Consider the following 18,764-nt stretch of genomic DNA (forward strand, 5'->3'; position numbering starts at 1 on the left):
TTCAGTCGGTGAAGATTTCGCGGTTGACCGTGTGGAGATACGGAATGGCCAAGAAGGGCGTGATGTAGAAGATGTCGTACAGCCACCAACCGATGACCGGGAAGACCACGCCGGCATAGCGCACGTCGGCGTACATCGTCATGTTGAACACGTACAGACACCAGATGAGCACGCCCATCCAGCAGGTGATGATCATCCACTGATGACCCCAGCGCTTCATCTGCAGAAACCCGATTGCCGCGGCGCACCGCATCGCGAAAACCGTCAGGATCATGCCGAACACCATCGACTTCTCGCCCGATCCGGCCGCGCCACCCACCCACAGTTCGTTGTAGTGCCAGAAGTAGCCGGCGTCGAACATCGCGCCCCAGCCGACCATCAGCACCCGATTGATCAGCGTGTGGTTGGCGACCAGATCGAGCGCCCAGCCGAGGCTGTTGAGCATTCCGTCGATCAGCACGAGATAGCCGATCAGAGTGACGATCATCGGTCGCATCGACAACCCGGCGCGCGCAGCCTGACGCTGCAGCCACACGCCGCGCATGAAGATGGGGAATCCGATCAGCCCCGGCGCCCACATACCCATCAGCGCGGCACCGACGATCATCCACTTGTCCGCACGACGCTGGGCGAGCCGCGATTGGTCGTGGTGTTCCTCGAGGCTCACGGACCCGTCCCCCGCCGCGGGCACATTCGAACGACGGTTCAGCAGAGGCAGATTCACAATTCCCACCATCCGCGCGCGAACGACATGTAGAGCTGGATCGCGAACATCGCGAACAGGTAGCCGTAGATGACTATCTGCAGGATGATCAGCGCCTTCTTGCGCTTGCGCTCCTTTTGATCCATGCGGTTGGACTCCTTCCTAGCCGTGGGTGCTTCCAGCGTCGGCGGCCAGGCTGGCCACGGCGACTTCACGCAAGCCGTCGGTGATGGCACCGTCGGTGGACAGCGGCGCGAGGATGCAGGCCTCGGCGGCTTCCAGTTCGGTTGCGCCGGCGACGATCAGCTGCGCGGCGGTCACGAGCACGCGGGTGGACGGCGGTTCGAAGTGAAACGCCTCATCGGCCGTGCGGATCGCGGTGGCGCAGTGCACGAGTCGCGTCGCGGTCGCGGAGTCCACCCCTGTTTCGGCGCCGATGACCTCGGCTTCGCGGCCGGGTGCCAGGTACCCCATCGGGATCGTGACGAAGCGTTGACGGAACGACGGTTTGAGTTCCTTCAGCGAGCTGCGGTAGGCGGGGTTGTACGAGCACACCAGCATGAAGGTGTCCGGCGCCTTGACGACCTCACCGGCCCGGTCGAGGTACAGCGCGCGGCGGTGATCGGTCAACGAGTGCAGGATGGCCAGCGAGTCGTGGCGGGCCTCCACCACCTCGTCGAGATAGCAGATCGCACCGTCCTTCACGGCCCTGGTGAGAGGCCCGTCCGTCCACACCACGTCGCCGCCGGTGACCATGAATCGTCCGACGAGGTCGGAACTCGTCAGGTCGTCGTGGCAGCTGATCGTCACGACGGGCCGACGCAGCAGCACCCCCATGTGCTCGACGAGCCGGGTCTTGCCGCAGCCGGTCGGACCGGTCAGCATCACCGGCAGCCGTTGTTGGTAGGCCTGCTCGAAGAGCTGGACTTCGTTGGCGTTCGCGTAATAGTCGCTGTTGCCTGTTCGTTCGCTGGCGTCGGTCATGCGGCCACCAATTCACGATGGACGTGGGCAAGCACTCGGGGCAGCTCCTCGACTCGTCGGATGCGTTGTGAGCGTTGAGGTCCGAAAACCTCCGGCAACGGGTCGACTCGGGTGGGCCCCACGCCGACGTAGTAGATGCGAACACCCGCATCGTTGGCCTCTTCGACGGCGTGTGCGGCGTCGGCCCAGGCGTATCGGCCCTCGTATCCCTCGTCGGAGATGAGCCCGTCACCGATCACGATGAGCAGCCGGCGCTCGGACGGTTGAGCGAGCAATCGGCTGGTCAGATGGCGCAGCGGGGCGCCGAGCCGGGTGTAGCCGCCGGTGGCCAGTCCGAGACGGCCGGGCGGCACGAACCTGCGGTCCTCGAAGTCCTTGAGGCAACTGACTTCGACGCGATGACGGGTGTTTCCGGTGAACACAAAAATGCCGTGCCGCTCGCGGGCCAGCGTCATCGCGCGCGAAAGCGCGTCGGCGCAGGCCAACTCGAGCTTGAAGATGCGGCCGCCGTGCACTCCGAGCGACGAACTGCCGTCCAGCAGAAGCGCCGTGGTGACGTCCCGGTTGCTGGGCAGCAGTTCGCGGAAGATCCGCGGCTCGATCGCCTCACCGGTGGCGAGGTCGACGTAGTGGTTGACGTACTGTTCGACGTCCAGGTCGGACCCGTCCTCCAACCGGTTCTTCATCGCGCGATGAGTGTGCTCCTCGAACCACCGGCGCAGTTCGGCGGATGCGGATTCCGGCTCGCGCGTGCGCGAGGCGTGCGCCTTCTCGAGCACGGCGACGTGGTCGCGCATGAAACTCTTGGTCCACGCATTCCATTCGGGGTAGGGGATTCCGGGCCGGTGATCGGGCGTGATGTCGAGATCGTTGTCCTGAGGGCGGCTCGGCGGCGGAAGGTTCGGATTGCGAATTCCGCCGTCGCCTCCGACAGGGATGGAATACGGCCGCGGCAGCCGCTTCTCGGATGTGGTCCACGGCATCCTGCCCAGCGTGCGGCGCAGCTTGTCCGACATGCTCTGCGGAGCGGTGTACGCCAGAGGAAGCCGGCCGAACAGCGGATCGACGCCGAGCGATTCGGTGGTGCGCGCCAAGGCGATCGCCCGGTTGAGCATCGAGGTCGCATCGAGGTCACCGTCGAGCATCTCGATGGCGCCGAGTACGCGCGCGAACTCGGGCAGCAGACCGGGCCAGCGCTCGGCAGCCCAGCCCAGTGCGACACCGGCCTCCACCACGGTCAAAGCCCGCAGTTCACGTGTCGACAGTTCGTTCAGCCGGAACCCGACCACTTTGTCCTTCGACGGCGAGCACTGCAGCGCGATCCCACAGGTGAGCGTCCGCCGGGTCCAGCCGTGAGCGATCGGATACGGCACGTGGACGTAATCCAGTGCGGCGTTGAGGCCGAACGCGCGGTGCTGCCCGGTCACGAGGCGAACGCCTTGACGCCGTTGCCCGCTCAGCGCCACGGCCGTCACCGCGCAACTGCGCTCGACCGCCATCGCGTGTGAGTCGGAGAGTTCAGCCATGGAATTCGGGGCCGCTCAGAAGGTTCCGATGTTGGAGAACATCCAGTACCAGAACCAGATGATCAGGCCGGTGCCGCCCCAGGCGGCGACGTAGCGAAGTATCTCCCAGATCCAGTCCACGTGTGCGCCTCCTCGGAGCGGGTTGATGTCAGCGGGATGTGCTCAGCCGCACGGCCGAGGTGGCCGATTCGGGCGGCATCGAACGGCGACCGCGGCCGGCAGTTCGTCCCGGCCTTCCACGCGCGCCAACAGCTTGGCCTGAGCCGTCATCGTATGCCCTTTGTAGTCCATATACTGACTTAGGTCAATGAGTTGAGTCAGTCGGAGAAGATTTCCCTGTTCACCGTGTGCAGGTACGGAATCGCGAGGAACGGCGTGATGTAGAAGATGTCGTACAGCCACCAACCGACGACGGGGAAGATCGTGCCCGCGTACCGCACGTCGGCGTACATCGTCATGTTGAACACGTACAGACACCAGATGAGCACACCCATCCAGCAGGTGACGATCATCCACTGGTGACCCCAGCGCTTCATCTGCAGAAACCCGATTCCCGCGGCGATCCGCATGGTGAAGACGGTGAGGATCATCCCGACCTCCATCGCCTTCTCCCCCGGTCCGGCGGCGCCGCCGAGCCACAGCTCGTTGTAGTGCCAGAAGTAACCGGCGTCGAACATCGCGCCCCAGCCGTTCAACAGAATTCGCGCCAGGATGGTGTGGTTCGCCACTAGGTCGAGCGCCCAGCCCACCGTGTTGATGGCCGCGTCGATGATCACCAGATAGCCGATCAGTGTGACGATCATCGGACGCACGGCCAGGCCCTCGCGCGCAGCCTTGCGCAACAGCCAGACACCGCGCAGAAACAGCGGGAGGCCGAAGATCCCAAGGGCCGCGGTACCGATGAGCAGGCTGCCGGATATCAGCCACTTGTCCGCCTGGCGTTGGGCCAGCCGGGAGCGTTCCATGTGCTCGTCCAGACCGCCGGCGGCGACGGGTTCTGTGCGCAGAGTCAAGGCACCCTCCTGAGAGTCGGCCTTGTGAGCATCGCAGGAAGACTGACCTCAGTCAACAAACTATCGGGCTTCGATACCCCGCAGGGTGCGTGTCACATAGTCGTCGAGCATGGAGCTCTGCGTGGGCCATTCGTGCGTGGTCGTCAACAATGCGTAAAGGCCCAGCAAGAAGAACACCGCACTGTTCATCGGGTCGACGTCGGGGGCAACCCGGCCTGATTTCCGTGCTCGCTCGATCTCCTGGGCGACCCTGACGATGACTGGATGCTCGTTGCTCTCATCCGCGGGACGTGTCTGCGAGAAGTGCAGGGCGAGAAAATCTTTGAACAATATCGCCCCGAGACGGCGTTCCAGACCCAGAACGAGTTGAACCGCCTCGTCGAGCACGGCGGACAGGTCGCGAGCCGAATCGGCGTATCGACCGAGCTGTTTGGCGATGCGCTCCTCTTCGCGACGCTCCAGTTCGAGCAGCACATGTTGCTTCGTCGGGAAGTGGAAGAAGAACGTGCCGTGCGCGACCCCGGCCGCGGCGACGATCGCGCCCACATCGGCCTCGGCCATGCCCGACCGCTTGAACTCCGCAATGGCCGCGCCCATCAACCGCTCGCGCGTCTGTAAGCGTTTGGCCTCGCGCGCTGAGGGTTTGTCCACCACTGCCATGCCCCGACGATAGCAATACCGACCGGGTATTGACACGTGTGATTGACTGCAGTCAATTTCGGAAGGAGTCCGATGGCGCTCGAACAGTTCAACCTCGACGGACAGGTGGCGATCGTCACCGGAGCGGGCAAGGGGGTGGGACAGGGAATCGCGAGGGTCCTCGCCGAAGCAGGGGCCACCGTCGTCGGCACCGCACGCACCGAATCCGACATCGTGGCAACGATCAAGGGCATCGAGGATTCGGGCGGTAAGGGGCTCGCCCTGGTGGCCGACGCCATCAGCCGTCCGGACGGCGAACGTGTGGTGGACACGGCGATGAAAGAGTTCGGGCGCATCGACATCCTCATCAACAATGTGGGTGGTTCGACGTTCGGGTCGTTTCTCGACATCACCGACGAGGACTTCCGGCACACGTTCGACTGGTGTGTCACGTCAGCGTTCATCATGAGTCAACTCGCCGCCCGCCACATGATCGAGGCCGGACGCGGCAACATCGTCAACATCTCGTCCGGATCAGCACGTTTCGGCATCCGCGCGCTCACCTCGTACTGCGTCGCCAAAGGTGGGCTCGAAGCGCTCACCCGGGCGATGGCCCAAGAGTTGGCGCCGAAGATCCGCGTCAACGCCATCGCACTCGGCTCGTTCGCCACCGAAGGACTGCAATCCGGTCTCGACATGATGCCGGGGGCGTTGGACACGATGCTCTCCCTCACGCCGCTGCATCGACTCGGCGACGTCGAGGATCTCGGTCGGCTCTGCGTCTACCTGTCGACCAGGGACTGCTACGCGACCAACGCCATCTTCCACGTCGACGGCGGAATCGAATCGAATAACCTGCCGCTGCCCATACCCGACTACTGATCGAGGCGTGCAATGCGAAGAGTGGTCCAGTTCTCCACCGGAAACGTCGGTCAGCAATCACTTCGGGCGCTCATCGGCCGTCCCGACATCGAACTCGTCGGCGTCCACGCCGCCAGCCCCGAGAAGGTCGGGCGCGACGCGGCCGAGTTGTGCGGCCTGGCCGATCCGACCGGCGTCATCGCCACCGACGACATCGATGCGCTGATCGCGTTGAAGCCGGACTGCGTCGTCTACACCGCCCTCGGTGAGACGCGTCCGATGGAAGCCCTGGAACAGATGTCGCGGTTCCTGTCGGCTGGGATCAATGTCGTCGGGACGTCGATGGTGTGGCTGGTGACGCCGCGCCAGGCCGACGACTGGCTGCGGGGACCGTTGGAAGATGCCTGTGCGAAGGGCAATTCGTCGCTTTACGTCAACGGGATCGACCCGGGGTACTCGGGCGACACCGCGGTGCTGGCTGCGCTCAGCCTCGCGACCCGTGCGGAGTCGGTCACCGTCCGGGAGGTCTTCGACTACGGCAACTACGACGACTACGAGTACACCGGCACCGCAATGGGTTTCGGCAGCAAGCCAGGCGACGACCCCGCGATGGCCTTCTTACCAGGCGTCATCACCGCGATGTTCGGTGGGCTGGTGCGCAACATCGCCGCCCACCTTTGTGTCGAACTCGACGACGTCACCGAGCGTTTCGAGCCGTGGTACACCGACAGGCGAATCGAATGCAGGATGATGACCGTCGAGCCCGGCGGGATGGCGGGTGTGCGCTTCGCAGCCGAAGGCTTCCGCACCGGCTCCCCCGTCATCACCGTCGAGCACACCACCCGGCTCACCCCCGCGGCCGCGCCGGACTGGGAGTACCCACCGGACGGACACTCCGGGGTGCACAAGGTGATCATCGAGGGTGAGCCGCGCGTCGAGATCAACACCCTGCTCTCGCACCCGGTTCTCGACGTCACCGAGGCGGGCTGCGTCTCGACCGCGGCCCGCGTCGTCAACGTCATCGACTGGGTGTGCCGCGCCCCCGCGGGCCTGATCTCAATGGAGGAGATCCCGCCGTCGGAGATGGCCCGCGGCCTGATGTGGTGACCCGCCGAGCCTATGCCTTCGCGAGCTGCTTCTGCTCGTAGAGCCGCGCCCACTCCTTACGGGGGCGAATCGAGACGTCGACGTCGGTGGCCTTGGCGCGCAACGCCCCTGCGGTCGCCTGCTCCTTCGGTGTGAGCTTGAACGGATCCCAGCTGAAGAACCGGCACGAGTTCTCCCACGTGATCTTGTTGATGTCGGAGTCGGATGCACCGGCCGCATTCAGTTCGGCGAGCACCTGTTCGGGCGCATCGGGCCAGAAGCAGTCCGAGTGCGGGTAGTCGCATTCCCACGCAATGATGTCGATGCCGATCTCGTGACGCAGCTTCAGCGACGTCTTGTCGGTGACATAGCAGGCCAGCGAATGCTCGCGGAACACGTCGGACGGCAACTTGTCCCCGAAGTCACGTCGCAGCCACTTCTGGTTGGTGTAGTGACGGTCGCTGCGGTCGAGGTAGAACGGGATCCAGCCGATACCGCCTTCGGAGAACGCGAATTTCAGGTCTGGGTAGTTGCGCATCGCCGGGCCCCACAGCAGATCCTGCGCGCACATCGCCGACACCTGAGTGGCCAGGATGATCAGATTGTCGATCGGGGCGTTGGGCGCCATGCTGATCGCGCCGAAACCGGTGCCGATGTGCAGGCACATCACCACGTTCTCGTCGGACAGGGTCCGGAAGACGGGGCCCCAGTACTCCTCGTCGTGATAGCTCGGAAGACCCTCGAGGTGCGGCAGTTCCGGCATCGTCACCGCACGACAGCCCTTCGCGGCGACGCGGCGGATCTCGTCGCACATGGCCTCCGGATTCCAGGTCGGCAGGATTGCGATCGGGATGAAGCGGTCGGGGTATGAACCCGCCCACTCGTCGATGTGCCAGTCGTTGTAGGCCGACACCATCACCAGGGTGGCCTCTTCGCGGTGCATGTTGAGGTGTCGTGCGGAGAACCCGGTGAACGTCGGGAAGCACATCGAGGCCAGGATGCCGTTGCGGTTCATGTCGCGGACACGCTCGTGCACGTCGTACACGCCGGGCCGCATCTCGGCGAAGCCGGCCGGATCGCGGCCCCACTCCTCGGCGGGCCAGGACACCACCGCGTTCAGCCCACTGACCCCCTGCGGGCGGCCCTGATACATCCATTGGTCGACGCCCTTGTCGTCGGTGACCACGATTGGCGCCTCGTCCTTGTACTTGGCCGGAACATGCCGAAGAAACATGTCGGGCGGTTCCACCACGTGGTCGTCGATGCTCACCAGGATCAGGTCGTCAACGTTCATACCTCAGTAGTACCGTCTAGCACCGTGACCGTCTCTGCGCTATCGGACAGAGGTTTGGCCGAACCGGCCAAACTGGCCGGCGTCCCCACCCGCCGGGTCATCGACCTGCGGCGAGGCGGGCGCGCGCTGGGCGGCAGCTATCTGTACGAGGGTGACGCGCTGATCACCGGTTGGCACTCGCACGACGTGCACCAGATCGAGTACGCGCTCGGCGGGGTTGTCGAGGTCGAAACCGACTCGGCGCACTACCTGTTGCCGCCCCAACAGGCGGCTTGGATTCCGGTCGGGCTCGAACATCAGGCCACCATGAACCCCGACGTCCGGACCGTAGCGGTGATGTTCGATCCGCAACTGATCCCGCACGCTGGCGAGCGGGCACGCATCCTCGCGGTGTCGCCGCTGATCCGCGAGATGATGGTCTACGCGCTGCGCTGGCCGATCGACAGGCCGGAAGGCGACGAGATCTCCGATGCGTTCTTCCGCACCTTGGCAAACCTGGTGGCCGAGGCGCTCGACCACGAGGCGCCGTTGAGCCTGCCCAGCTCCGAACACCCGATCGTCGCCGCCGCGATGGCCTATACCAAAGAGCATCTGGACGGGGTGAGCGCGGACGAGGTGAGCCGGGCGGTTTCCGTATCGGAGCGTACGCTGCGGCGACTGTTTCAATCTGCGGTCGGAATGCCATGGCGCACATACCTTCTGCACGCTCGGATGCTCAAGGCCATGGCGTTGCTCGCCGCACCGGGGCAGTCGGTTCAGGAGACGTCGTCGGCCGTGGGCTTCGACAGCCTCAGTTCGTTCACCCGGGCCTTCACGCAGTTCTGCGGGGAGACGCCGACGAGCTACCGCAAACGGGTCGGCGGCACCTCGCTGTAGACGTCAGGATTGGTGGCGCATCTGCCCATCACGCAGGAGGGAGTCAGTGGCCTCTTGCCACCGCCGCAATTGTGTCGGCGTCTCGAGCGGTTCGGGAAGATGACGCTCGATGTGGGCGCGCAGCACCCACGCCCCGAGCGCCAGCACCAGCGGATTCAGCGTGCCCCAGATCGGATCGAGATCCGGTCGGGTCAGGTTCTGCTCGGCGCGCACCTGCCACCGCTCGGCACCGATGTCCGCCAACGCATCGAATACCTCCCGCCCGAGCGCGCTGCCGTCGGTGAGCGCGCGGCCGACGTACGCCACCACATCCGGCTCGTCGGCGACCAGCGACGTCACCCTGTTACCGATGTCGGCGATGGAATCTGCCGGCGGTTCGGGAATGGGTTTCGCGAGCGCGGAGGCCATCACACCGAGCACATGTTCGTCGACGGCCTTGATCAAGTTCGCCTTGGTGTCGAAGTGGTGTTGCACCAATCCGAGGGAGACACCCGCTTCCGCCGCGACCGCGCGCAGCGACGTCGCGGACGTGCCCCGGTCCGCGAAGCATTTCAGTGCCGCGTCACGAATCCGTTCGACGCTCGGACGCTGATCACCACCGGAGGCGTACCGATCCGCCCGTACCGCCGTCATCGATACCCGCGGGCGAGAGAGTTCACCCCCACACCCTAGCCACTGCCGAAGTGTCGCCAGCAACGATACACGTGTATTGTCGGCCGAGTCGCGGACCGAAGACCGAGAGGAGACGCAGATGCCCGCCGACGAACGGCCGACCGGCAGGACGGCGCGCCCCTTTTCGGTCGGCGCATTGCAGAACGCTCCGATCGGCGCCTGCGCCCAGGACCCCGACCGATGGGCCCTAGGGGCCGACGACGGCGCCAAGGAGTTGTGCCGGACATGTCCGCGACGCTGGCTCTGTGCGCGGGAGGCGTGCCAAACGCCGGGGGCCGTCGGGGTATGGGCCGGCATCCACATCCCCGACACCGGCCGGTCACGCCAATTCGCATTGCGGCAACTGCAGTCGCTGGCCGAACTCAACGGGTTCACGGTCCGAAAGGCGGGCTGAACCGGGTCTTTTCGGGCGCGGGTTTCACGGCGGTTGCCAGTGGGCAACCTCAGCACAACCGTCCGTAACCGCGAGCCAACAGGAGACCTCGATGCGCGAGCGCGCCCTCGCCCCCGCTGACAATCCAGCCGCCGAAGCGCTCGCCACCACGGGCCTCTTCCTGATCTTCACCGCGATCATCGCGGTCGCGGTCGGGCTCGCGAGTTGGGGTGCCTCCGACGCGCCGCTGGCCGCCACCGCCGGTGTGGTCGCGGTCTTCAGCTTCACCGCCAGCATGGTCTGCTTCGGCAAGCAGAGCCGGGACGACTGAGCTCCCTCGCCGCGGGCCTGCCATGATGGCCAGCTATGGCCCGCTGGTATCCCCTTCTCTCCGCCGACGCCGACTTCCTGGTGTCAGCACCCCATGTCTTCCGCTACGAGAAGCGTTTCGCCGCGACGCCGGAACGCGTGTGGGAGTCGCTGACGTCGGACGAATCGCTGGCGGCGTGGGGGCCGTCGATCAAGGACGTCACCTGGACCTCACCGCGCCCCTTCGGCGTCGGCACGACTAGGGACGTCACCGCTCCCGGCGGTGCCGTCATGCGCGAGCGCTTCTTCGCATGGGACGAGGGCCGGCAGAAGTCCTTCTACGTCTACGAGTCCACGCTGCCGCTCTTCAAACGGTTCGCCGAGGCCTACCTCGTCGAAGCGGAGGGCCACCAGACGCGGTTCACCTGGGTGCTCGCGATCGAACCGAAGAGGGCCGCGAGCCTGCCGGTCGCGGTCCTGGCGCCTCTGCTCAGAGCCGGATTCGGGCGCATACCCAGCGGCGGGCAGAAGTACTTCGCCGGCTGAACACGCAGGCCGTGCATCACGATCCCGACGCAAAAACCGCCGATCGGCGTGGGTGCGCGAGGGGGGACTCGAACCCCCACGTCCACAGGACAATGGCACCTAAAACCATCGCGTCTTCCATTCCGCCACTCGCGCATGGGCCGTCCAAGGGTAGCGCGGTACCGTTGGAAGGTGTCCACTACACGGCGTAGGAGGCCGGCGCTCATCGCCTTGGTGATCGTCGGCGCCGCCGGCTGTCTGGCGTTGGCGTGGTGGCAGTGGACCCGCTTCGAGTCGGCCTCGGGCAGCTTCCAGAACCTCGGCTATGCGATGCAGTGGCCGCTGTTCGCCGGTTTCGTCGTGTACGCGTATTACAAGTTCGTGCGCTACGAGGAGGCACCACCCCAGCCGACGAATCGCGACATCACCGAGATCCCCGAGGACCTGCTCCCCCAAAAGCCCGCAGCGTCAACCCGCTTAGACGACGACGTCGACGACCCCGCACTACGCGAGTACAACGCCTACCTGGCCGAGCTCGCGAAGAAAGACAAGGAACACCCGGCCACATGACCGAGCAGCCGATCACCTCCGCCGAAAACATCCGCAAGGCACTTCTGGGCTACCGAGTGCTGGCCTGGACGACGGGCATCTGGCTCATCGCGCTCTGCTACGAGATGGTGATGAAGTACGTCTACCACGTCGAGGGTCTGAAGTGGATCGCGGTGGTCCACGGCTGGGTGTACTTCGTGTATCTGCTCTTCACCGCGAACCTCGCGGTCAAGGTGCGCTGGCCGATCGGGAAGACCGTCGGTGTTCTGCTCGCCGGCACCATTCCGCTCGTGGGCATCATCGTCGAGCAGGTTCAGACCCGCGAGATCAAAGAACGCTACGGTCTGTAGTCAGCGCCAGATCGGGCTCTGACTCCTCCGATTCGTCGCCCTTCGGGATCGCGAGCGCGGTGAGCGCGGCGATGACGGCCGCACCGGCCGCGATAAGCAGCGCCACGCGCAACCCGCCCAGCGACGGCACCTGCTGGCCGGCGACGGTCGTGGTCATCACCGTGAGCACCGCGCCGATGACCGCGCTGGAGATCGACGTTCCCAGCGACCGCGCCAGCGCGTTGATTCCGTTGGCGGCCGCCGTTTCCGACACGGGCACCGCCGCGTTGATCAGCGCGGGCAGCGACGAGAACGCGAAGCCGACGCCGACGCTGACCATCACGTTGAACACGCACAGCTGCCACGCGCTGTTCATCAGCAGCAGTCCCGACAGATAGCCGACGGCCACCACCGTCGATCCGACGAACAGCGTGAACCGCGGACCGCGTACACCGGCGATCCGGGCGGCCACCGGCGAGGTCAGCATCATCGCCAGACCGCCCGGCGCCATCCACAAACCGGTCTCCAACATCGACTGGCCCAGCCCGTAACCCGCACCCGCCGGCAGTTCGAGGATCTGCGGCGCGATCAACGACATCGCGAACAGCGAGAAGCCCACCGCGATGGACGCCAGGTTCGTCGTCAGCACCGGCCGCTTCAACGTCGTGCGCAGATCGACGATGGGAGCAGTCGTCCGGAACTGCCACAGCGCGAACAGTCCGAAGATCACCACCGACGCGGCGAACATCGTCACGGTGATCGCACTCGTCCAGCCCCAGCTTCCGCCCTTGGAGATGCCCAGCAGCAGTGTCACGAGCCCGCCCGCCAGCCCGAGCGCGCCCAACGCATCGAAGCGGTCGGCGGAGACCGACGGAAGGTGCGGCACCAGCACCGCGAACGACACCGCCGCCACCACCCCGAGCGCGGCGCCGAACCAGAACAACGCGTGCCAGTCGGACCGATCGGCGATGATCGCCGACAGCGGAAGCCCAAGCGCACCACCGACACCCAGCGATGCGCTCATCAGACCCATCGCGGTGCCGACCCGATGTGCCGGCACCGAGGCACGCATGACGCTGATGCCCAGCGGGATGATCGGCATGCCGAAGCCCTGGAGCCCGCGGCCCACGATGACCGGGATCAGCGCGGTCGTCGTCGCCGCGATCAGCGATCCCACGGTGAGCAGTAGGGCGCAGATGATCAGGATCGGCTTGGGCCCGTACATGTCGCCGAGCCTGCCGAACATCGGCGTCGCGACGGCCGCCGTCAGCAGCGTCGCGGTGATCACCCACGACGCGTTGGATGCGCTGGTGTTCAGCAGCGTGGGCAGTTCGGGGATCAGCGGGATGACGAGCGTCTGCATCAGCGAGACGCTGATGCCCGCCGCTGCGAGCACCGCAACGACGATCGCCGGGTGCCGCGTCCTGCCGACTTCGGATTCGACGGAGGAGCGGCGCACCCCGGGGATGCTACCGCTTAGTTGAGCTATACAAAATTTCGGCGGCGAACCTGAGTTTGTCCTCCAAATATCCGCCGAATCTCGAGCGCGAGCTCACGATCGATCGGCCAACGCGCGCAACGCGGGAAGCAGGGCAGTCAGCGCCCGCCCCCGGTGGGATGCCGCGTCCTTCTCGGCGGGGTCGAGTTCGGCGGCCGTGCGCGTCGAGCCCTCCGGCAGGAACACCGGGTCGTAGCCGAAGCCGCCGTCACCGCGAGGTTCGCGGACGATGCTGCCCGGCCACTCGCCCCGCACGACGACCTCGCCGGCGCCGTGCACCAGCGCGCACGCCGACACGAACGCCGCGCCGCGCCGGTCGTCGGGCACGTCGGCCAGCTGCGCCAACAGCAGCGCGGTGTTGGCCGTGTCGTCACCGTGCCGGCCCGCCCACCGCGCCGACAGCACCCCCGGCATCCGGTTCAGCGCCGCGACCTCCAGCCCGGAATCGTCGGCGACCGTCGCAAGACCCGTCGCCCGAAACGCGTCGCGCGCCTTGGCCAATGCGTTCTCCTCGAATGTCGCGCCGGTCTCGGGCGCCTCGTCGAACGCGGGCACGTCGTCGAGCGAGCGCAGCGTCAACCCCGACACCCCCGCCGCCGTCAGCACGCGGTGCAACTCGGCCAGCTTCTTCGGGTTGCGGCTGGCCACCAGCAGCTCGGTCAGCTTCCGAACGCCTTCTTCGGCGGCTCTTTCGACTCCGGCAACACCCCGGGATACGGCAGCTCCAGGGCCTGGCGCTGGATCTCGAAGATCTGCTCGCACGCACCCATCGCGGCGTCGAGCATCTTGTCCAGCGTCGAGCGGGGGAACGTCGCGCCCTCACCGGTGCCCTGGATCTCGACGAGGGTTCCGGTATCGGTGGCGACGACGTTCATGTCGACCTCGGCGCGCGAGTCCTCGCTGTAGGGCAGGTCGACGCGGACCCGGCCGTCGACCACGCCGACGCTGACCGCGGCGATCGCACACGACAGCGGGCGCGGGTCGGACAGCTTGCCGGCGGCGCCCAGGTAGGTCACCGCGTCGGCCAACGCGACGTAGGCCCCGGTGATCGCCGCGGTGCGGGTGCCCCCGTCGGCCTGCAACACGTCGCAGTCGATCGCGATCGTGTTCTCGCCCAGCGCCGCGAGGTCGATGCACGCCCTCAACGACCTTCCGACCAGCCGGCTGATTTCTTGGGTGCGGCCGCCGACGCGGCCCTTGACGGACTCGCGGTCGGACCGGTCGTGGGTTGCGGCGGGCAACATCGCGTATTCGGCTGTCAGCCAACCCTTTCCGGAGCCCTTACGCCACCGCGGCACGCCCTCGGTGACGCTCGCCGTGCACATGACGCGCGTCTGGCCGAATTCCACCAGCACGGAACCGGCGGGATGGGTGGTGAAGCCGCGGGTGATGCGAACCGGCCTCAGCTCGTCGTCAAGCCGGCCGTCTTCTCTCTGGGACACGCACCAACCCTATCGGTCGGTTCTGACTAGGCGGCGCGGACGACGTCGAACGTCTCGTTGCACACCACCGCGTGGACCGGACCGTCGAACTCGGCCTTGGCCTCGCTGATGACATCCTCGCGCGACGTCCACGGCGGGATGTGGGTCAGCAGGAGTTCACCGACTCCGGCCTCGGCCGCGGCCCGCCCCGCCTCGGTGCCCGACAGGTGCAGCCGCGGAGGCCGTTCCGGCGAATGCGTCCATGAGGCCTCGCACAGAAACACGTCGGCGCCGCGCGCCAAGTCGATGAGGGCGTCGCAGTAACCGGTGTCCCCGCTGTAGACCAGCGTCGCGCCGTCCTGATCGGTGATGCGCATGCCGTAGGACTCGGTGGGGTGACAGACGAGCTTCGGCGTCACGGTCAGCGAGCCGATGGTGACCGGTTCGTTGTCGACCCAATGCCGGATCTCGAAGATGTCGGAGAAGTCGTCGACCTCCCCGCCTTCGGGCGAGGACGCCGCGCCGAGCCGCGCCCAGGTGTTGGCGGGGCCGTACATGATGCCGCGCTCCTGCGCCGGCGACGGGTGATAGCGCCGCCACACGAACAGCCCCGGCAGATCGAGGCAGTGGTCGGCATGGAGATGGGACAGCAGCACGTGCACGTCGTTGGGATCGGCATGGCGCTGCAGCGCGCCGAGCACTCCGCCGCCGAAGTCGAGCACCAACGGCGGGGTATCGGGTGCGGAGACTAGATATCCGGACGCTGGCGAATCAGGTCCGACAACACTGCCGGAGCAACCGAGAACGGTGATTCGCACACTCACTAGCTTGCCATGCCCGATCGGCCTGTGACGAAAACATGGCCGGTTTGAGCGACCGAAATCATCTTGGCGCGCCGACGTGACGTTGAACAGGTCGAACGCCGTCGAGTGTGGGCCCGAGAAACCGTGCGGCCAGGGCGGTGAACGCGTCTGGATCGCCCGTCGCCTCGAAGATTCGCCGCACCGGAGGACCGTCGTGCGGGCGCAGCAAATCGAGTTCGGTGAGCACCTTCAGCAAGTCCTTGGCGGTCTCCTCGGCGCTCGACACCAACGTGACGTTGTCGCCCATCGCCAACTGGATCAGCCCGGACAGCATCGGGTAGTGCGTGCAACCCAGAACGAGCGTGTCGACCTGTGCGCGCTGAAGCGGTTCCAGGTACCCCTCGGCGAGGCCCAGCACCTGCCGCCCGCTGGTCACGCCGCGCTCGACGAAGTCGACGAAGCGTGGGCAGGCCACCCCGATCACCTCGGTGTCGCGGGCCGCCGCGAACGCGTCCTGGTAGGCGCCGGACGCGATCGTCGCCTCGGTGCCGATGACGCCGATCCGGCCGTTGCGGGTGGCGGCGACGGCCCTGCGCACGGCGGGCAGGATCACTTCGACGACGGGCACCGGGGCGTAGCGTTCACGGGCGTCGCGCAGGCACGCCGACGACGCCGTGTTGCAGGCGATGACGAGCGCCTTGATCCCGCGCGAGACGAGATCGTCCCCGATCGCCAGCGCATGGGCGCGCACTTCCGGGATGGTCAGCGGGCCGTACGGCCCGTTTCCGGTGTCGCCGACGTAGACGATGTTCTCGTCGGGCAACTGGTCGATGATCGCGCGGGCGACCGTCAGCCCGCCGACGCCCGAATCGAAGATGCCGACGGGCGCGTCCGCAGACACTGCCGGACTCACGACGTCAGGTACGGGTTCGTCGCCACGCTCTTGCGCTTCTCGCGTGCCTTGCGCTCCGGCCCGGACAGCAGATACGCCGCGATGACGCCCGCGACCGCACCGCTGAGATGGCCCTGCCACGAGACCCCCGGGGTGCCCGGCAGCACGCCGAGCAGAACGCTGCCGTAGACGAGCAGCACGATCACGCCAACGACGATCTCCCACGCCTTACGGGTGAAGAACCCGAACACGATGAGGAACGCCAGCCAGCCGAAGATCAGCCCCGAAGCGCCGATGTGGTTGGCCTCGCACCGCTCCCCGACGTACGGGCAGTGCATCCCGATGTTGCCGATCAGCCAGGTGCCCAGCCCGCCGAGAATCCACACGATGGCCGTCGCGAAGATGAACCGCGACATGCCCGCCAGCGTCATCAGGAAGCCGAGCACCAACGCGGGCACGGTGTTGGCGATCAGGTGGTCCCAGTTCGAGTGCAACAACGGGGCGAACAGGATGCCCAGTAGGCCATCGGACTCCAACGGCCGGATGCCGTTGTCGTCGAGCCGGTGGTTCGACAGCGAGTCGAACAACTCGATGACCCACAGCAGCACGACGAAGCTGAGTACCGTGACGGCGCCGATCACCCACGCGGGCCGCTTCCTCGGTTGCGACGGTGTGGTCCCCGGATAACCGGTCATGCCCATAGCTGCCCTTCAAGCGCGTCTTCGGCGTCATCAAGGCTACCGGCGTACGCACCGGTCGACAGATACTTCCACCCCGCATCGGCGACGACGAACGCGATGTCGGCCTGCTCCCCCGCCTTGACCGCCTTGGCCGCCATGCCCAGCGCCGCGTGCAGCACCGCGCCGGTGGAGATGCCCGCGAAGATCCCTTCCACCTGGACCAGGTCGCGGGTGCGTTTGACCGCGTCGTACGAACCGACGGAGTACCGCGTGGTGAGCACATCCGGGTCGTAGAGCTCGGGAATGAATCCCTCGTCGATGTTGCGCAGCGCGTAGACACCTTCGCCGTACCGGGGTTCGGCGGCGACGATCTTCACGTCCGGTTTGCGTTCGCGCAGGAACCGTCCGGTCCCCATCAGGGTTCCGGTGGTGCCGAGCCCGGCGACGAAGTGGGTGATCTCCGGAAGGTCGGCGAGGAGCTCAGGGCCGGTGCCCTCGTAATGCGACAGCGAGTTGGCCTCGTTGCCGTACTGGTAGAGCATCACCCACGAAGGGTTCTGCAGCGCAAGCTCTTTCGCATGCGCGACAGCGGTGTTCGAACCGCCCTCGGCGGGTGAGTAGATGATTCGCGCACCGTAGAGCTCGAGCAGCTGACGGCGCTCGATCGAGGTGTTCTCCGGCATCACGCAGATCATCTGGTAGCCCTTGAGCAGTGCCGCCATCGCCAGCGAGATGCCGGTGTTGCCGCTCGTCGGCTCCAGGATCGTCGCGCCGGGCTGTAGCCGGCCCTGCCGCTCGGCCTCCTCGATCATCCGCAGCGCCGGTCGGTCCTTGATGGAGCCGGTCGGATTGCGGTCCTCGAGCTTGGCCCACAGCCGCACATGGGGCTCCTCGTCCCAGCGGGGCGAGAGCCGGCGCAGACCCACGAGCGGCGTATTGCCCAGGGCTTCGAGCAGCGAGTCGTATCGCGCCAAGATCAGCCGCCTGCCACCGCGGGCAGGATCGTCACCGAGTCGCCGTCAGCGATCGTGGTGTCGAGCCCGCCCGAGAACCGCACGTCCTCGTCGTTGACGTAGATGTTGACGAAGCGGTTCAGCTTGCCGGGGTTGTCCTTGTCCATCAGGCGCTCGGAGATGCCGGAGTAGTTGGTTTCCAGGTCGCTGATCACCGCCGCCAGCGTCTCGCCGGATGCGGTGACGCGCTTCTCCCCACCGGTGTGGGTGCGCAGGATGGTCGGGATGGACACGGAAACAGACATGCAACGGCTCCTTTAGGGCTCAGGTCTTTTCAGTACTGCTCGACGATCTTGACGGGTTCCTCGGTGACGACGCCGTCGACGATGCGGTAACTCCGCAGTTCGTGTTCGTCCGGGTCGCGGGTCGACACCAGCACGTAGTGGGCGTCGGGTTCGGATGCGTACGCGATGTCGGTGCGGCTGGGGTACGCCTCGGTCGCGGTGTGCGAGTGGTAGATGATTATGGGCGCCTCACCTGCGTCTTCCAATGCCCGCCACACCTTGAGCTGTTCCCCCGAGTCGAACCGGTAGAACGTCGGCGACCGCTCCGCGTTGGTCATCGCGATGAAGCGCTCCGGGCGGTCCGAGCCCTCGGGCCCCGCGATCACGCCGCAGGCCTCGTCGGGATGATCGGCGCGGGCGTGGGCGACCATGGCGTCGACCAGATCCGCTCGGATGACCAGCACAGCAACTACCCCTTTCTGCACGAAACTGTA

At 66.3% G+C, this 18,764-nt stretch carries 25 protein-coding genes and 1 tRNA gene; 8 read left to right on the forward strand and 18 right to left on the reverse strand.

What is annotated here, in order from left to right; all coding sequences use genetic code 11:
- Position 1: 1 nt before the first annotated feature.
- The 6 genes from A5698_RS18075 to A5698_RS18095 form a co-directional block, all read right to left on the reverse strand.
- Positions 2-724, reverse strand: a complete 723-nt coding sequence (locus A5698_RS18075; protein ID WP_084792508.1) for a hypothetical protein — start codon at positions 722-724, stop codon at positions 2-4.
- Positions 721-849, reverse strand: coding sequence for a hypothetical protein (locus A5698_RS29770; protein ID WP_268777979.1), 129 nt, complete (start codon positions 847-849; stop codon positions 721-723). Before A5698_RS29770 ends, A5698_RS18075 begins: the two co-directional genes overlap by 4 nt.
- Positions 850-865: 16 nt before the next feature.
- Complete coding sequence (locus tag A5698_RS18080; protein ID WP_068299712.1) at positions 866-1,687, reverse strand: CbbQ/NirQ/NorQ/GpvN family protein; 822 nt, start codon at positions 1,685-1,687, stop codon at positions 866-868.
- Positions 1,684-3,213: a nitric oxide reductase activation protein NorD gene (locus A5698_RS18085; RefSeq protein WP_068299716.1), complete on the reverse strand. Its 1,530-nt coding sequence runs from the start codon at positions 3,211-3,213 to the stop codon at positions 1,684-1,686. Before A5698_RS18085 ends, A5698_RS18080 begins: the two co-directional genes overlap by 4 nt.
- A gap of 317 nt (positions 3,214-3,530) precedes the next feature.
- Positions 3,531-4,178, reverse strand: coding sequence for a hypothetical protein (locus A5698_RS18090; RefSeq protein WP_231967446.1), 648 nt, complete (start codon positions 4,176-4,178; stop codon positions 3,531-3,533).
- 108 nt (positions 4,179-4,286) lie between these two features.
- Complete coding sequence (locus tag A5698_RS18095; RefSeq protein ID WP_068299719.1) at positions 4,287-4,886, reverse strand: TetR family transcriptional regulator; 600 nt, start codon at positions 4,884-4,886, stop codon at positions 4,287-4,289.
- Positions 4,887-4,958: 72 nt separating this feature from the next.
- Here A5698_RS18095 and A5698_RS18100 point away from each other — a divergent pair, with 72 nt between their 5' ends.
- Positions 4,959-5,747, forward strand: coding sequence for an SDR family NAD(P)-dependent oxidoreductase (locus A5698_RS18100; protein WP_068299720.1), 789 nt, complete (start codon positions 4,959-4,961; stop codon positions 5,745-5,747).
- Between the two features lie 12 nt (positions 5,748-5,759).
- A complete protein-coding gene (locus A5698_RS18105) occupies positions 5,760-6,833 on the forward strand; it encodes an NAD(P)H-dependent amine dehydrogenase family protein (RefSeq protein ID WP_068299730.1) in 1,074 nt (357 codons plus the stop codon).
- Between the two features lie 10 nt (positions 6,834-6,843).
- Here the strand turns inward: A5698_RS18105 and A5698_RS18110 are convergent, their stop codons facing one another.
- Positions 6,844-8,106, reverse strand: coding sequence for an amidohydrolase family protein (locus tag A5698_RS18110; RefSeq protein ID WP_067084883.1), 1,263 nt, complete (start codon positions 8,104-8,106; stop codon positions 6,844-6,846).
- Between the two features lie 24 nt (positions 8,107-8,130).
- On the opposite strand from A5698_RS18110, the gene A5698_RS18115 reads away from it, so the two are divergent.
- Positions 8,131-8,982, forward strand: a complete 852-nt coding sequence (locus tag A5698_RS18115) for an AraC family transcriptional regulator (protein WP_068299735.1) — start codon at positions 8,131-8,133, stop codon at positions 8,980-8,982.
- Positions 8,983-8,985: 3 nt separating this feature from the next.
- Here the strand turns inward: A5698_RS18115 and A5698_RS18120 are convergent, their stop codons facing one another.
- Positions 8,986-9,615, reverse strand: a complete 630-nt coding sequence (locus A5698_RS18120; protein WP_068299738.1) for a TetR/AcrR family transcriptional regulator — start codon at positions 9,613-9,615, stop codon at positions 8,986-8,988.
- Positions 9,616-9,733: 118 nt separating this feature from the next.
- Here A5698_RS18120 and A5698_RS18125 point away from each other — a divergent pair, with 118 nt between their 5' ends.
- The 3 genes from A5698_RS18125 (at position 9,734) to A5698_RS18135 (ending at position 10,882) form a co-directional block, all read left to right on the forward strand.
- Positions 9,734-10,048, forward strand: coding sequence for a WhiB family transcriptional regulator (locus A5698_RS18125; RefSeq protein WP_084792511.1), 315 nt, complete (start codon positions 9,734-9,736; stop codon positions 10,046-10,048).
- A gap of 91 nt (positions 10,049-10,139) precedes the next feature.
- The gene (locus A5698_RS18130) at positions 10,140-10,358 is read left to right on the forward strand and encodes a hypothetical protein (protein WP_067084888.1); all 219 of its coding nucleotides are present in this window, start codon (positions 10,140-10,142) and stop codon (positions 10,356-10,358) included.
- A 35-nt stretch (positions 10,359-10,393) separates the two neighbouring features.
- Positions 10,394-10,882 carry an SRPBCC family protein gene (locus A5698_RS18135; RefSeq protein ID WP_068299742.1) on the forward strand — a complete coding sequence of 163 codons (489 nt, stop codon included), beginning with the start codon at positions 10,394-10,396 and terminating at the stop codon, positions 10,880-10,882.
- A 53-nt stretch (positions 10,883-10,935) separates the two neighbouring features.
- On the opposite strand, the gene A5698_RS18140 is transcribed toward A5698_RS18135, so the two are convergent.
- A tRNA-Leu gene (locus A5698_RS18140) sits at positions 10,936-11,017 on the reverse strand.
- 36 nt (positions 11,018-11,053) lie between these two features.
- Here A5698_RS18140 and A5698_RS18145 point away from each other — a divergent pair.
- Both A5698_RS18145 and A5698_RS18150 read left to right on the forward strand, forming a co-directional pair.
- Positions 11,054-11,431, forward strand: coding sequence for a hypothetical protein (locus A5698_RS18145; protein WP_068299748.1), 378 nt, complete (start codon positions 11,054-11,056; stop codon positions 11,429-11,431).
- Positions 11,428-11,760, forward strand: a complete 333-nt coding sequence (locus A5698_RS18150; RefSeq protein WP_068299751.1) for a DUF3817 domain-containing protein — start codon at positions 11,428-11,430, stop codon at positions 11,758-11,760. Before A5698_RS18145 ends, A5698_RS18150 begins: the two co-directional genes overlap by 4 nt.
- Here A5698_RS18150 and A5698_RS18155 read toward each other — a convergent pair.
- The 9 genes from A5698_RS18155 to A5698_RS18195 all read right to left on the reverse strand — a co-directional run bounded on the left by A5698_RS18155 (position 11,738) and on the right by A5698_RS18195 (position 18,755).
- Positions 11,738-13,198: an MFS transporter gene (locus A5698_RS18155; RefSeq protein ID WP_084792509.1), complete on the reverse strand. Its 1,461-nt coding sequence runs from the start codon at positions 13,196-13,198 to the stop codon at positions 11,738-11,740. The genes A5698_RS18150 and A5698_RS18155 overlap by 23 nt on opposite strands.
- Before the next feature lie 93 nt (positions 13,199-13,291).
- On the reverse strand, positions 13,292-13,900 hold the full coding sequence (gene rdgB / locus A5698_RS18160; RefSeq protein WP_068299813.1) for an RdgB/HAM1 family non-canonical purine NTP pyrophosphatase: 609 nt from the start codon (positions 13,898-13,900) through the stop codon (positions 13,292-13,294).
- Positions 13,897-14,679: a ribonuclease PH gene (gene rph / locus A5698_RS18165; RefSeq protein WP_067084896.1), complete on the reverse strand. Its 783-nt coding sequence runs from the start codon at positions 14,677-14,679 to the stop codon at positions 13,897-13,899. Before rph ends, rdgB begins: the two co-directional genes overlap by 4 nt.
- Positions 14,680-14,705: 26 nt before the next feature.
- The gene (locus tag A5698_RS18170) at positions 14,706-15,482 is read right to left on the reverse strand and encodes a cyclic nucleotide-degrading phosphodiesterase (protein ID WP_067084898.1); all 777 of its coding nucleotides are present in this window, start codon (positions 15,480-15,482) and stop codon (positions 14,706-14,708) included.
- A 58-nt stretch (positions 15,483-15,540) separates the two neighbouring features.
- A complete protein-coding gene (gene murI / locus A5698_RS18175) occupies positions 15,541-16,362 on the reverse strand; it encodes a glutamate racemase (RefSeq protein ID WP_068299758.1) in 822 nt (273 codons plus the stop codon).
- Between the two features lie 8 nt (positions 16,363-16,370).
- Complete coding sequence (locus tag A5698_RS18180; protein WP_068299761.1) at positions 16,371-17,054, reverse strand: rhomboid family intramembrane serine protease; 684 nt, start codon at positions 17,052-17,054, stop codon at positions 16,371-16,373.
- Positions 17,045-18,007, reverse strand: coding sequence for a cysteine synthase (locus A5698_RS18185; protein ID WP_067084903.1), 963 nt, complete (start codon positions 18,005-18,007; stop codon positions 17,045-17,047). Before A5698_RS18185 ends, A5698_RS18180 begins: the two co-directional genes overlap by 10 nt.
- 2 nt (positions 18,008-18,009) lie before the next feature.
- Positions 18,010-18,291 carry a MoaD/ThiS family protein gene (locus A5698_RS18190; protein WP_068299764.1) on the reverse strand — a complete coding sequence of 94 codons (282 nt, stop codon included), beginning with the start codon at positions 18,289-18,291 and terminating at the stop codon, positions 18,010-18,012.
- A gap of 29 nt (positions 18,292-18,320) precedes the next feature.
- Positions 18,321-18,755 carry a M67 family metallopeptidase gene (locus A5698_RS18195; protein WP_286144548.1) on the reverse strand — a complete coding sequence of 145 codons (435 nt, stop codon included), beginning with the start codon at positions 18,753-18,755 and terminating at the stop codon, positions 18,321-18,323.
- Positions 18,756-18,764 lie beyond the last annotated feature (9 nt).

It is taken from the genome of Mycobacterium sp. E136 (assembly GCF_001666865.1).
Taxonomy (GTDB): Bacteria; Actinomycetota; Actinomycetes; order Mycobacteriales; family Mycobacteriaceae; genus Mycobacterium.

Excerpts from the sequence above, each read along its gene's own strand:
- A5698_RS18110 (WP_067084883.1), bottom strand. The coding sequence starts at position 8,106 with ATGAACGTTGACGACCTGATCCTGGTGAGCATCGACGACCACGTGGTG.
- A5698_RS18130 (WP_067084888.1), top strand. The coding sequence starts at position 10,140 with ATGCGCGAGCGCGCCCTCGCCCCCGCTGACAATCCAGCCGCCGAAGCG.
- A5698_RS18105 (WP_068299730.1), top strand. The coding sequence starts at position 5,760 with ATGCGAAGAGTGGTCCAGTTCTCCACCGGAAACGTCGGTCAGCAATCA.
- A5698_RS18125 (WP_084792511.1), top strand. The coding sequence starts at position 9,734 with ATGCCCGCCGACGAACGGCCGACCGGCAGGACGGCGCGCCCCTTTTCG.
- A5698_RS18190 (WP_068299764.1), bottom strand. The coding sequence starts at position 18,291 with ATGTCTGTTTCCGTGTCCATCCCGACCATCCTGCGCACCCACACCGGT.
- A5698_RS18090 (WP_231967446.1), bottom strand. The coding sequence starts at position 4,178 with ATGGAACGCTCCCGGCTGGCCCAACGCCAGGCGGACAAGTGGCTGATA.
- A5698_RS18100 (WP_068299720.1), top strand. The coding sequence starts at position 4,959 with ATGGCGCTCGAACAGTTCAACCTCGACGGACAGGTGGCGATCGTCACC.
- A5698_RS18095 (WP_068299719.1), bottom strand. The coding sequence starts at position 4,886 with ATGGCAGTGGTGGACAAACCCTCAGCGCGCGAGGCCAAACGCTTACAG.
- A5698_RS18120 (WP_068299738.1), bottom strand. The coding sequence starts at position 9,615 with ATGACGGCGGTACGGGCGGATCGGTACGCCTCCGGTGGTGATCAGCGT.
- A5698_RS29770 (WP_268777979.1), bottom strand. The coding sequence starts at position 849 with ATGGATCAAAAGGAGCGCAAGCGCAAGAAGGCGCTGATCATCCTGCAG.
- A5698_RS18085 (WP_068299716.1), bottom strand. The coding sequence starts at position 3,213 with ATGGCTGAACTCTCCGACTCACACGCGATGGCGGTCGAGCGCAGTTGC.
- A5698_RS18180 (WP_068299761.1), bottom strand. The coding sequence starts at position 17,054 with ATGGGCATGACCGGTTATCCGGGGACCACACCGTCGCAACCGAGGAAG.
- A5698_RS18080 (WP_068299712.1), bottom strand. The coding sequence starts at position 1,687 with ATGACCGACGCCAGCGAACGAACAGGCAACAGCGACTATTACGCGAAC.
- A5698_RS18135 (WP_068299742.1), top strand. The coding sequence starts at position 10,394 with ATGGCCCGCTGGTATCCCCTTCTCTCCGCCGACGCCGACTTCCTGGTG.
- A5698_RS18150 (WP_068299751.1), top strand. The coding sequence starts at position 11,428 with ATGACCGAGCAGCCGATCACCTCCGCCGAAAACATCCGCAAGGCACTT.